This window comes from Catellatospora sp. IY07-71, assembly GCF_018326265.1.
Taxonomy (GTDB): domain Bacteria; phylum Actinomycetota; class Actinomycetes; order Mycobacteriales; family Micromonosporaceae; genus Catellatospora.
The window spans coordinates 5,660,111-5,672,607 of sequence record NZ_AP023360.1 but is presented as its reverse complement, the minus strand read 5'-3'; the positions used below and the strand labels follow the sequence as shown (position 1 = coordinate 5,672,607).

The window sequence follows — 12,497 nt, the reverse complement described above, 5'->3', positions numbered from 1 at the left end:
CGCCGCCGGGCCGTCCGCCGTCAGGGGCCGAGCTTGCGGCCGCCCGTCTGGCCGTCGAGGTTCCAGCGCAGGTCCAGACGGCACCCCGGGGCGGACTGGAACTGCGCCACGCCCTGCAGGTGCCCCCCGGCGAAGAACTGCTGCTCCGGCGTCAGCTCCACCTGCGGCGGCTTCAGGTCGACACCGACCCGCGTGCGACCCAGCGGCACCGGCGCGTGCGCGGACAGGAACAGCGCCACCAGGTCCGCCATCGCGCCGCCGACCAGCGGGCACGGGCCGCGCAGGTCGGTGCCGGCATCCTGCGGGCGCAGATAGTCGAAGTGCTCACCCTGGTACACCGCGGCATACCGGGGCTGGGGCAGGCCGTCCCACACGTTCGCCGGCGGGCCCAGGTTCTCCAGGAACAGGCCGCCGCCGTTGCCCTCCGCCCAGGCGAAGAACGTCGGGCGGCCGATCCCGGTGAGCACGGCGCTGCGATCGTTCAGCTCGCCGTACGGAGCGCCGAGGCTGACGAACGCGGCGAAGCCGGGGTTGGCCGCCATGACCCGGGCACCCAGCAGGCCGCCGTACGAGTGCCCCACCACGGCGGTGGACTCGGCCCGGGCGTCCACCCAGCGCCGGTGCTCCCAGCTGTCGCGCACCCAGGCGAGGTCGGCGCCCGCCGCGGCGATCGCCGGATCGGCGCCGTTCTGCGCGAGCTGTGCCGGATGGCTGGGCACCACGACGACGTACCCGCAGCGCGCCAGCACCGCCGCGAACCGCTCCCAGCGCGCGTGATAGCCCGCGAGCGACACACCCCGCGGCGGCTGGCCGTGCAGCAGCAGCACCATGGGCCAGCGGGTCAGGCAGAGCTTGAGCATGGGCGCATTCGCGGTCGCGCCGTCGTAGGCCGGGTAGTAGATCCGCAGGTCGCGAGGCGTGCCGTGAGCCGCTGCGGTCAGGTCGTGCACGCCCCAGAACACGGGGCGGCCGATGTCCGGGTTCCAGGTGACGCCGCCGGACTCGGCCGGATCCTCGGGGCAGCTGTCCGCGGCCGCCTCGATGGCCTCCCTGCAGCCCGGCAGCAGCGTGAGCGCCGCCAGGCCGCCCAGGCCGGCGAGCAGCCGGCGCCTGGTCGGACCCGCTCCCGATGTCGTCATCGGTCGAGCATGCGGCCTGCGGCACGTTCGAACTGTGCGGTGGCCGACTGCCACCGGTACACGTTCCCGACAGTCCCGGTCCGCCGGTCGCCCGGGAGGGTGACGTCCGGCGGATCCGGCGGTCAGTTCGCCGGGTCGGGGATCGCAAGCTCGGCGGGGTGGGGCAGTTCGTGGCCGACGGGCACGACGACCACGGGGCAGCTGGCCTTGCCGATGCACTCCTCGCTGACCGAGCCGAGCACGGTGTGCATCAGCCTGCTGGTGCCGTGGCTGCCCAGCACCAGCAGGTCGGCGTCGGCCGCGGCGGCGGCGAGCACGTCGGCGGCCCGGCCCTCGACCACCTCACCGGCGATGCTCACGCCCTCCCGCTGGAACGGCGGCAGCGCGCCCAGTTCGCGGTCCAGCATCGCCGTCGCGTCCTCGCGGGCGGCCGAGCCGATGACGTCGTCGTCGACCTCGTCCCAGCGCCACGCGGCGACCGCCTGTACGGTGCCGCCGCGTCCGGCCGCCTCGTGCACCGCCCAGCGCAGCGCCCGCCGGCCGCCCTCGGAACCGTCCACGCCGACCACGATCCGGAAGTTCGCCATGAACCGCCCCCTACCCTCGGCATCCCCGTGGCTAACACGTATCGCGTATTTCAATGGGTGAGCCGTACGTTCTGCCCGGTCGCCCGCTGGATGTCGCTCGCGGCGGTGACCAGCATCCGGTGCCCGAGGTCGGACAGCGCGCGGGCCACCGCCAGCTCGTCGCCGATCTCCGGCACGTCGGTGTCCTCGGGGTTGAGCTTGGCCCGGCCCACGCCGATCAGGCGGTCGCCGATGTCGTCGTCGAGCATGCGGGCCTCGGCGTAGGTGCGTCCCTCGTCCTCACCGACGAAGATCTCCACGTTCCAGCGCTTCATCGAACTCATCGCGGGTGCCTCCCCTCCAGGATGTGCGCCGAACCCTCCAGCAGCGCCACGACCTCCTCGTCCGAGGTCTGCCGGAAGTCGTCGTAGTGCTCGCCCACGGCCATGAAGAACCGCGGCGTGTCGACGCAGACCACCTGGTCGGCGACGGCGCGCATGTCCTCGGCGGTGTCGGCCGCGGCCACCGGGACGGCCAGCACCACGTGCGCCGCGCCCCGGGCCCGCGCCACCTGGCAGGCGGCCCGCGCGGTGGCACCGGTGGCGATGCCGTCGTCGACCACGACCACGGTGCGCTCGGCCAGCGCCTCGGCGTCGCGGCCGTGGCGGTAACGCTGCACCCGGCGGTCGAGCTCGGCGCGCTCGGCCTGCTCGACCCGGTCGAGGGCCGCCGCGGAGACGCCCGCGGCCTCGATCACGGTCGGATTGAGCACGCGTACGCCGTCCTCCCCCACCGCGCCCATGGCGACCTCGGGCTGGTACGGCACGCCGAGCTTGCGCACCACGAGCACGTCGAGCGGGGCGCGCAGGGCACGGGCCACCTCGGCGGCGACGACCACGCCGCCCCGGGGCAGCCCGAGCACCACCACGTCGGCGTCGTGGAGGAAGGTGAGCATCTGCGCCAGCCGGTGGCCGGCGTCGCTGCGGTTGCGGAACATGGCACCAACTCCCTCCCCCACCATGTTCGTCCCGCGAGAGGCCCCGTGACCAGGACTTCGCCGATCAGGCCGGTATCTCGGGATGCTCCTTGCGGTACGCCGCGACGACCGTGGGCAGGGTGTGGAACAGGTGATCGCGGCCGACCGCGTCGGCCAGGCCGAATGACACCATTTCGTCCATGAGTTCCTGTTTGACGTGGGCCATGCCGAAGACGATGCCGCGCTGGGTCAGCTCGCGGCGCAGCTCCTCGACCGCCTCCATCGCGGTGTAGTCGACCTCGACGATCGCCTCGGCGTTGAGCACGAACCACTTCACCTCCGGTGCCTCGCTGACCGCGGCCAGCGCCCGCCGCCGCAGGTCCTGTGCGTTGGCGAAGAACAGCGGCGAGTCGTACCGATAGATCATCAGGCCGGGCACGGTGCGCGCCTGCGGGTAGTCGTCCACGTCGTGCATACCCGCCACCCCCGGCACGATGCCCAGCACCGCGTCGTGCGGGCGGGCCACCCGGGCCAGCATCTCGGCCACCGACAGCGCCACCGCGGCGAGCACGCCGTAGAGGATGTCGAAGACCAGCACGCCCGCGCAGGCGGCCAGCGCCAGCAGCAGCTCGCTGCGCCGGAACGCGGCCAGCCGCCGGAAGCCGGGCAGGTCGATCAGGCGCAGCGCCGCGTACACGATGATCGCGCCGAGCGCGGCGCTGGGGAACGCCGAGAGCAGCGGCCCGGCGAACAGCAGCGTGCACACGACCAGCACCAGCGCGCTCAGCGAGTAGACCTGGCTGCGCGCGCCCGCCGCGTCGGCCAGGGCGGTGCGGCTGCCGCTGCTGCTCACCGGGAAGCCGCGCAGCATGCCCGCGCCGAGGTTGGCCACGCCGAGGGCGAACAGCTCCTGGTCGGCGTCGACCTCCTGGCGGTGGCGGGCGGCGAAGGCGCGGGCGGTGAGCATGTTGTCGGTGTACCCGACCAGCATCACGCCGACGGCGGGCAGCAGCAGGTCCTGGAAGTCCGACAGGTCCGGCAGCGCGAACGCCGGCAGCCCGGACGGCACCGCGCCGACCGTGTCGATGCCGTAGTCCTGCAGCCCGAACACCGCGGTGGCGGCCGTGGCCAGCAGCACCGCGAGCAGCGGGCCGGGCAGCTTCGGCCACTGCCGCTGGACGAGGTAGAGGAACGCCAGCACGAGCACGGCGAGCACGACGGTGGCCAGGTGCGCCTGGCCCATGCCCTTGACGAACGACCACACCTCGCCCAGCAGCGTGCCGCCCTCGACGGGGATGCCGGTGAGCCGCTCCAGCTGACCGATGATCATGATGACCGCGACGCCCGCCATGTAGCCGACCAGGATCGGCTTGGACAGCAGGTCGGCCACGAACCCCAGCCGCACCGCCCAGGAGACCAGGCACAGCAGACCGACGATGACGGCGAGCCCGGCGGCCAGCGCCGCATACCGGCCGGGATCTCCCGCCGCCAGCGGCGCGATCACCGTGGCCGTCATCAGCGCGGTGGTCGACTCCGGCCCGACCGACAGCTGCCGCGACGAGCCGAGCAGCGCGTAGAGCGCCAGCGCGGGCAGCGCCGCCCAGAGCCCGGCGACGGGCGGCAGCCCGGCCAGGCCCGCGTACGCCATCACCTGCGGGATCAGGTACGCCGCGACGGTCGCCCCCGCGAGCACGTCCCCGCGCAGCCAGCTCTGCTCGTACCCGCGCAACGTCACCACCCCGGGCGCACCCGGGATCCACCGTGGTCTCTCAGCCATGCCCACTTCTACCTCATGCCACCCGCCCCCGAAACCCCCGAAAGGAAGGGCACCTTGTTATCGCTTTCCGTAGTAGAAGGTGCCCTTCTTAACGCTTTCGGGCGGGTGGGCTGCGGGCTGGCCGGAGTGGACGGTCGTACCTGGTGGCGGCACGGATCCCGATGTCGCGCACGGCCTCGAGGACGGGCTCGGCACACCGCTGCCGGAGTGGAGGCCATCGAGAGCCCCGAGGCGATGTGGCGCGGCCGGTACGACGACGGCGCCGACGCCGACTGGGCGCTCGGCCACCTGATCCGCCTGGCCACCTGATCCGCCTGGCCACCTGATCCGCCTGGCCGCCGGTCGGCACGGCGTTCCGGCCGGATCACCCGCGGCCTGCGCAGCCTTGACGTCAGGGCGGCCGGCGTGCGTTAAGAAGGTGCCCTTCCTCTACGGAAAGCGTTAAGAAGGTGCCCTTCCTTCGGTGCGGGGGATGACGAGGACGGGGCTGTCGGCGTGGTGGAGGACCTGGTGGCTGACCGAGCCGAGGAGCAGGCCGGTGAAGCCGCCGCGGCCGTGCGCCCCGACGACCACGAGCTGCGCCTGCTTGCTGAGCTCGACCAGGACCTTGGCGGGGCGGCCGCGGAGCAGGTGCTCGCGGACCTTGACGTCCGGGTAGTCCTTGCGTACGCCGGCCAGGGCGTCCTCCAGCAGGTGCCCCTCCTCCAGCGCGACGGTGGCCGCGTCGTGCTTGTGGTCGTGGTGCTCGCCGTGGGCGTGGCCACCGGCCCGGGACCAGCTGTGCACCGCCAGCACCTCGGTGTCGCGCATGGCGGCCTCCTCGAAGGCCGCCTCGATGGTGCGCACGGAGTCCGGCGAGCCGTCCACGCCGACCACCACCGGACCCGCGTCGCGGCGTTCACCGCGCACGACCAGCACCGGCGTACGCCCGTGCGCCGTGCACTGCACCGCCACCGAGCCGACCAGCAGCCCGGTGAACCCGCCGAGGCCGCGATCGCCGATGACCAGCAGCTCGGCGTCGCGGGCCGCGCGCAGCAGCACCGGCGAGGGCGCGCCGGTGACGAGGTCGGTGAGCACCGAGACGGACGGGTCGGCCTCCCTGGCGACGGCCGCCGCGGTGGCCAGCGTGCGCTCGGCGTCGTGGCGCAGGCCGCCCTCCTGCGGCCCTGCCTCCGACGGGCCCATCTTGACGTGCATCAGCGGCCAGATGAACGCGTGCACGATCCGCAGCGGCAGCTGCCGCCAGGCCGCCTCGCGGGTGGCGAAACGCACCGCGGCCAGTGAGGAATCGGAGCCGTCGACGCCGACCACGACCGGCCGGGCGCCACCCTCCTCGGTGTTCATGGCCGGGCCCGCCCCGGCGTCGAGACTGTTCATCGGCGCCCCGGCCAGGTCCAGTCGGTGATGTCGGGCGCGTCCTGCCCGTACGCGCGGGTGTGGTCGCGGGCCCGCTGCCGGGCGTCGGTCATGTACTGGCGCAGCCCGGCCGCGCTCACGCCCAGCCCCGGCACCCGGTCGATGACGTCGATGACCAGCCGGTAGCGGTCCAGGTCGTTGAGCATCACCATGTCGAACGGCGTGGTCGTGGTGCCCTCCTCCTTGTACCCGCGCACGTGGATGTTGCCGTGGTTGGTACGGCGGTAGGTGAGCCGGTGGATCAGGGTCGGATAGCCGTGGTAGGCGAACACCACCGGCCGGTCGACCGTGAAGATCGCGTCGAACTGGGCGTCGGGCAGGCCGTGCGGGTGCTCGCTCTCCGGCTGCAGCCGCATCAGGTCCACCACGTTGACCACCCGCACCCGCAGCTCGGGCAGGTAGCGCTGAAGCAGGTCGACGGCGGCCAGCGTCTCCAGCGTGGGCACGTCCCCGGCGCAGGCCAGCACCACGTCCGGCACCCCGCCCGCGTCGTTGCTGGCCCAGTTCCAGATGCCCAGGCCGCGGCGGCAGTGCAGGGCCGCCTCGGTCATGCTCAGCCAGGACGGCTGCGGCTGCTTGCCCGCCACCACCACGTTGATGTAGTTGCGGCTGCGCAGGCAGTGGTCCATGGTCGACAGCAGCGTGTTGGTGTCCGGCGGCAGGTAGATCCGGCACACCTCGGCCTTCTTGTTCACCACGTGGTCGATGAAGCCGGGGTCCTGGTGCGAGAAGCCGTTGTGGTCCTGCCGCCACACGTGGCTGGACAGCAGGTAGGTCAGCGACGCGATGGGGCGGCGCCACTCGATGCCCCGGGTCACCTTGAGCCACTTCGCGTGCTGGTTGACCATCGAGTCGACCACGTGGATGAACGCCTCGTAGCTGGTGAGCAGGCCGTGCCGGCCGGTGAGCAGGTAGCCCTCCAGCAGGCCCTGGCACAGGTGCTCCGACAGCACCTCGATGACCCGGCCGGACTGCGCCAGGTGGTCGTCGCCCTCGTAGATCTGCGCGTCGAACTCGCGGTCGGTCACCTCGAACACGGCGTTGAGCCGGTTGGAGTTGACCTCGTCCGGCCCGAACAGCCGGAACCGGTCCGGATTGGCCCGGATCACGTCGCGCAGCCACACCCCCAGTGCCCGGGTCGCCTCGGCCGGGGGCGTGCCCGGCGCGGGCACGTCGACCGCGTACGCCCGGATGTCGGGCAGGACCAGGTCGCGCAGCAGCAGGCCGCCGTTGGTGTGCGGGTTGGCGCTCATCCGCCGGGCCGCGCGCGGGGCCAGCGGCGCGAGGAAGCCCATCGGCGCGCCGGTCGCGTCGAACAGCTCCTCCGGCCGGTACGAGCGCAGCCACTGCTCCAACTGCGCCAGGTGCTCCGGGTTGTCGCGTACCGTGGCCAGCGGCACCTGGTGCGCCCGGAACGTGCCCTCGACCGGCACGCCGTCGACGATGCGGGGGCCGGTCCAGCCCTTCGGCGTACGCAGGATGATCATCGGCCAGCGCGGCCGCTGCCCGTCGGCGCCCTGCCGGGCGCGGGCCTGGATGCCGGCGATCTCGTCGAGCGCGCTGTCCAGGGCGTACGCCAGCTCGTGGTGCACCCGCACCGGGTCGTGCCCGGAGACCAGGATCGGCCGGTACCCGAAGCCGTGCATCATCGCCATCAGGTCGTGCTCGGGGATCCGGGCCAGCACCGTCGGGTTGGCGATCTTGTAGCCGTTGAGGTGCAGGATCGGCAGCACCACGCCGTCGGTCACCGGGCTGAGGAACGTGTTCGCCAGCCAGCTGCACGCCAGCGGGCCGGTCTCGGCCTCCCCGTCGCCGATCACGCAGGCCACCACCAACCCGGGGTTGTCCAGCGCCGCGCCGTAGGCGTGCATCAGCGAGTAGCCCAGCTCGCCGCCCTCGTGGATGGAGCCGGGCACCTCGGCCGCCACGTGGCTGGGGATGCCGCCCGGGAACGAGAACTGCCGGAACAGCCGCCCCATGCCCGCCTCGCTGCGGTCCACGCTCGGGTACAGCTCGCTGTAGGTGCCCTCCAGCCAGGTGTTCGCGACGATCGCCGGGCCGCCGTGCCCGGGTCCGCAGATGAACATGGCGTTGAGGTCGCGGTTGGTGATGGTGCGGTTGAGGTGGGCCCACAGCATGTTGAGGCCGGGGCTGGTGCCCCAGTGGCCGAGCAGCCGCGGTTTGATGTGCTCGGGCTGCAGCGGCTCGCGCAGCAGCGGGTTGCCCATCAGGTAGATCTGGCCCACGGTCAGATAGTTGGCCGCCCGCCACCAGGCGTCGAGCCTGCTCAGATCGTCGTCACGGAGGTGCGTCACACCGGCGGTGTGCCCGGCGCCCGGTCGCTCTGTCACCGTCATGAGCTGATCCTCGCCTGCCGCAACGCGATATGCAGGCGATTCGTCCGCTTTCCCGAGTGCCGGGCAGCTCAGCCGGGCAGCTCTGCCGGAGCCAGGGCCAGCCCGTAGTTCTGGCCGCGCTTGCGCACCTGCCAGACGCCGCGCACAACGCCCCGGTCCACCGCCTTGTGATGGAGGACGTCGAGCAGATCCGTCATGAACATCGGGTACACCCGTCCGCCCGCGTCGCGCCACTCGAACACCGCCGCGGAGCGCCCCCGCCGGCCGTCCACGAACGTGAGTTCGGCCGCGAACGGCTCGTTGCCCGCCGACCAGAGCCGGCTGCGGACGCTGCTCGGGTAGTGCTCCAGGTTGCCGTGCTCGTCGACGGGATACCGGTCGAGCCGGTTCGCGGAGGATGCCATCGCGTGATCATGCGACCCGGGTACGACACACGACCCGACCTTGTCCAGACTATGCGTATTCGCCCCGATAAGCCCGGCCAGCTGCTATAGCGTGGCGAAAGGCGCGGAAGAGGAGGACCGATGGTGGCTTCCCATCTGCCGGACGCGGTGCAGGGCCCGGGTCCGGTCGACGTAGTGCTCAACGTCAACGGCGCCACGCACGTGGTGCGCATCGAACCGCGGGTCAGCCTGCTGGACTGCCTGCGCGACCACATGAACCTCACCGGCGCCAAGAAGGGCTGCAACCAGGGCGCCTGCGGCGCGTGCACGGTATGGGTCGACAAGCGGCGCGTCGTCGCCTGCCTCACCCTGGCCATCGCCTGCGAGGGCCGCGAGATCACCACGATCGAGGGCCTGGCCGAGAACGGCATCCTGCACCCGATGCAGAAGGCGTTCCTGTCCGAGGACGCGTTCCAGTGCGGTTACTGCACCCCGGGCCAGATCATGTCGGCCGTGGCGCTGCTGGCCGAGGGGCACGCCGGCTCCGACGCCGAGATCGCCGAGTGGATGAGCGGCAACATCTGCCGCTGCGCGGCGTACCCGAACATCCGCACCGCGATCCGCGACGTGCGCGACGGCGTGGGAGGGGTGGGCAGTGCGACCCGTTAGCTACTCCCGAGTCCGCGACGTGGCCACCGCCATCGCCACCGTGACCGCCGACGCGGGCGCCGCGTACCTGGCCGGCGGCACCACCAAGGTGGACATGCTGCGCATCTACGCCGAGGCGTCGCAGCGCCTGGTCGACATCAACGACCTGCCTATCGACCACATCGAGGTGCAGCCGGACGGCGCGCTGCGCATCGGCGCGATGGCCCGGATGAACGACGTCGCGATGGCGCCGCTGGTCATGGACCGCTTCCCGGTGATCTCGGAGGCGCTGGTGCTCGGGGCGTCGGCGCAGCTGCGCAACATGGCCTCCATGGGCGGCAACATGCTGCAGCGCACCCGGTGCACGTACTTCCGCGACGCGGAGGCGTCCTGCAACAAACGCGAGCCGGGCACCGGCTGCGACGCCCTGACCGGCGTCAACCGCGGGCACGCGGTGCTGGGCACGAGCCGGTACTGCATCGCGACCCATCCGTCCGACGTCGCGGTGGCGCTGACCGCCCTGGACGCCGTCATCCACGTGCAGAACACCAGCGGCCATCACGCGTACCCGATCGACGACTTCTTCCTGCTGCCCGGGGCCACCCCGCAGCGCGAGCACCCGCTCAACCACGGCGATCTGATCACCGCGATCGAGGTCCCGGCGCTGCCCATGGGCCGCAACTCGCTGTACCTCAAGGTGCGCGACCGGGAGTCGTACGAGTTCGCGCTGTCCTCGGCGGCCTGCGCGCTGCGGGTCGAGGGCGGCGAGGTGGCCGAGGTGCGGCTGGCGCTGGGCGGCGTGGCGACCAAGCCGTGGCGGGCCCGGCGGGCCGAGCGCGCGCTGCTCGGGCAGCCGGCCACCCGTGAGTCGTTCGCCCGCGCGGCGGCCGAGGAGATGTCGGAGGCCGTGGCGCAGCCCATGAACGAGTTCAAGATCGAGCTGGCGCAGCGCACGATGGTCCGCGCGCTGGAGACCCTCGCCGCTAGAGGAGACGTCTCATGAGCACCGCCATCGGGCGCCCCGTGGACCGCGTCGACGGGCTGGCGAAGATCACCGGGGCGGGCCGCTACTCGGCCGAGATCACGCTGCCCGGCCTGGTGCACGCGGTGCTGGTCACCTCGCGCATCCCGAGCGGCCGGATCGGGCACCTCGACACGTACGACGCCGAGCAGGCCGAGGGCGTGCTCGGCGTGCTGCACCACCTCAACCTGCCCAAGGGCGGCTCGGTGCCGGCGCTGCTGCCGTCGCTGTTCGGCACGGCCGCCTCGGGGCAGACGTTCTTCCCGATGCAGGACGAGGTGATCCACTACGCGGGGCAGCCGCTGGCCGTCGTGGTCGCCGACACCCTGGACCGGGCCGAGCACGCGGCGCGGCTGGTGCACGTCATTTACGAGCACACGCCCGCGATCACCACCATCGAGCAGGGGCGCGACCGGGCGTACGAGGCGGAGAAGATCTTCGCGGGGTTCATCCCGGGCCGCATCACCCGCGGCGACGTGGCGGCCGGGCTGGCCGAGGCCGCCGAGACGGTGGACCTGAGCTACCACCTGGCCGCCAACCACCACAACCCGATCGAGTGCTCCGCGACCACGGCGGTCTGGGAGGGCGACCGGCTCACCCTGTACGACTCCACCCAGGGTCCCAACGCGACCCTGCACACCGTCGCCGAGCTGCTCAACATCATGCCGTCGCACATCCGCGTGGTCACCGACTACGTCGGCGGCAGCTTCGGCTGCAAGGCGATGATCTGGGCCCACCCGGCGCTGGCTGCGCTCGCGGCCCGCGCGGTGCACCGGCCGGTGCGGCTGGCGCTGAGCCGCGAGCAGATGTTCAGCGGCTGCGGCCACCGCGAGGAGCAGGAGATGCGGATCGTCCTCGGGGCGGACCGCGACGGGCGGCTGACCGCGATCCGCCATCACAAGCTCTCCCCCACCTCGCACTTCGACGACTGGGCCGAGCCGTCGCTGAGCGTCGCGTCGAGCATGTACGACTGCCCGAACTACGAGGGCGTCTACCGCCTGATCAAGGCCAACACCATGACACCGACGTTCACCCGATGCCCCGGCGAGGCGGCGGGCATGTTCGTCATGGAGACCGCGCTCGACGAGCTGGCCGAGCGGCTCGGCCTGGACCCGCTGGAGATCAGGCTGCGCAACTACGCCGAGACCGAGCCGGGCACCGGCAACCCGTGGTCCAGCAAGGGGCTGCGCGAGTGCTACCAGCGCGGCGCGGAGCTGGCCCGCTGGTCCGAACGCGACCCGCGGCCCGGCTGTGAGCGCGACGGGAACTGGCTGCTCGGCTGGGGCATGGCCAGCTCGGCGTACCCGGTGACGCCGCCCGGCGGCCCGCAGCGGGCCCGCGCCCGCATCTTCGCCGACGGCAGCGCCGTGGTGCAGTCCAGCTTCGCCGACTTCGGCACCGGCTCGGCGACGGTGATGACGCAGGTCGCCGCGGACGGGCTGGGCCTGCCGCTGGAGCGGATACGCGTCCAGTACGGCGACACCGACCTGCCCAACACCGCCGCGGCCGTCGGCTCGGCCGGGGCCGGGATGGTCAGCGCCGCGGTACACGTGGCGACGACGGCGCTGCGCGACCAGCTGGTCGCCCAGGCGGTCGCCGACGAGCGCTCGCCGCTGCACGGCGCCGACCCGAGCCGGATCACCGTCACCGAGGGCCGGATGCACCTGCGCGAGCGCCCGGACACCGGCGAGTCCTACGCCGAGCTGCTGCAGCGGGCGAACATGACCGACGCGGAGGCGCTGGGCACCTGGAACCCGCCCAGCATGATGGGCACCGGCTACGGCACGATGACGTTCGGCGCCCAGTTCGCGCAGGTGGCGGTCGACCCGGAGCTGGGGCTGTGCCGGGTACGGAAGCTGGTCGGCGTGTTCGACCCGGGCCGGGTGCTCAACCGCAAGACGGCGCACAGCCAGCTGATGGGCGGCATGCTCTGGGGCATGAGCCACGCCCTGTTGGAGGGCACCATCATGGACCCGGCCGGCCGCTGGAACAACGCCAGCCTCGGCGAATACCTGGTGCCGGTGAACGCGGACGCGCCCGACGTGCTCATCGAGACGGTCGAGACCACCGACACGGTGGTGAACCCGCTGGGTGTGAAGGGCATCGGCGAGGTCAGCATGGTCGGCACCGCCGCCGCGATCGCCAACGCGATCTGGCACGCCACCGGGCGCCGCCACCACCAGCTGCCGATCACGATCGAGCGCGTGCTGTGAG

11 protein-coding genes are annotated in these 12,497 nt (G+C 72.5%); 3 read left to right on the top strand and 8 right to left on the bottom strand.

Going from position 1 to position 12,497, the window contains the following annotated elements:
• Window positions 1–20 precede the first annotated feature (20 nt).
• The 8 genes from CS0771_RS25100 to CS0771_RS25065 all read right to left on the bottom strand — a co-directional run bounded on the left by CS0771_RS25100 (window position 21) and on the right by CS0771_RS25065 (window position 8,635).
• A complete protein-coding gene (locus tag CS0771_RS25100; RefSeq protein WP_212843291.1) occupies window positions 21–1,139 on the bottom strand; it encodes a hypothetical protein in 1,119 nt (372 codons plus the stop codon).
• A gap of 122 nt (window positions 1,140–1,261) precedes the next feature.
• Window positions 1,262–1,726 (bottom strand): universal stress protein, encoded by a 465-nt coding sequence (locus CS0771_RS25095; protein ID WP_212843290.1) that lies wholly within the window; start codon window positions 1,724–1,726, stop codon window positions 1,262–1,264.
• Window positions 1,727–1,776: 50 nt separating this feature from the next.
• On the bottom strand, window positions 1,777–2,049 hold the full coding sequence (locus CS0771_RS25090; RefSeq protein WP_203743461.1) for a DUF1876 domain-containing protein: 273 nt from the start codon (window positions 2,047–2,049) through the stop codon (window positions 1,777–1,779).
• Window positions 2,046–2,702, bottom strand: coding sequence for a phosphoribosyltransferase (locus tag CS0771_RS25085; protein ID WP_203743459.1), 657 nt, complete (start codon window positions 2,700–2,702; stop codon window positions 2,046–2,048). Before CS0771_RS25085 ends, CS0771_RS25090 begins: the two co-directional genes overlap by 4 nt.
• A 64-nt stretch (window positions 2,703–2,766) precedes the next feature.
• Window positions 2,767–4,458, bottom strand: a complete 1,692-nt coding sequence (locus tag CS0771_RS25080; protein ID WP_212843289.1) for a SulP family inorganic anion transporter — start codon at window positions 4,456–4,458, stop codon at window positions 2,767–2,769.
• Window positions 4,459–4,899: 441 nt separating this feature from the next.
• Window positions 4,900–5,835, bottom strand: a complete 936-nt coding sequence (locus CS0771_RS25075; RefSeq protein ID WP_244871016.1) for a universal stress protein — start codon at window positions 5,833–5,835, stop codon at window positions 4,900–4,902.
• Window positions 5,832–8,231 (bottom strand): phosphoketolase, encoded by a 2,400-nt coding sequence (locus CS0771_RS25070; protein WP_212843288.1) that lies wholly within the window; start codon window positions 8,229–8,231, stop codon window positions 5,832–5,834. Before CS0771_RS25070 ends, CS0771_RS25075 begins: the two co-directional genes overlap by 4 nt.
• Window positions 8,232–8,299: 68 nt before the next feature.
• Complete coding sequence (locus tag CS0771_RS25065; RefSeq protein ID WP_212843287.1) at window positions 8,300–8,635, bottom strand: hypothetical protein; 336 nt, start codon at window positions 8,633–8,635, stop codon at window positions 8,300–8,302.
• 120 nt (window positions 8,636–8,755) lie between these two features.
• Between CS0771_RS25065 and CS0771_RS25060 the strand changes: the two genes are divergently transcribed.
• The 3 genes from CS0771_RS25060 to CS0771_RS25050 are packed head-to-tail and all read left to right on the top strand — an operon-like array spanning window position 8,756 to window position 12,496.
• A complete protein-coding gene (locus tag CS0771_RS25060; protein WP_212843286.1) occupies window positions 8,756–9,283 on the top strand; it encodes a (2Fe-2S)-binding protein in 528 nt (175 codons plus the stop codon).
• Window positions 9,270–10,265, top strand: a complete 996-nt coding sequence (locus tag CS0771_RS25055; RefSeq protein ID WP_212843285.1) for a xanthine dehydrogenase family protein subunit M — start codon at window positions 9,270–9,272, stop codon at window positions 10,263–10,265. The genes CS0771_RS25060 and CS0771_RS25055 overlap by 14 nt, the downstream gene beginning before the upstream one ends.
• On the top strand, window positions 10,262–12,496 hold the full coding sequence (locus CS0771_RS25050) for a xanthine dehydrogenase family protein molybdopterin-binding subunit (RefSeq protein WP_212843284.1): 2,235 nt from the start codon (window positions 10,262–10,264) through the stop codon (window positions 12,494–12,496). The genes CS0771_RS25055 and CS0771_RS25050 overlap by 4 nt, the downstream gene beginning before the upstream one ends.
• Window position 12,497: the final 1 nt, after the last annotated feature.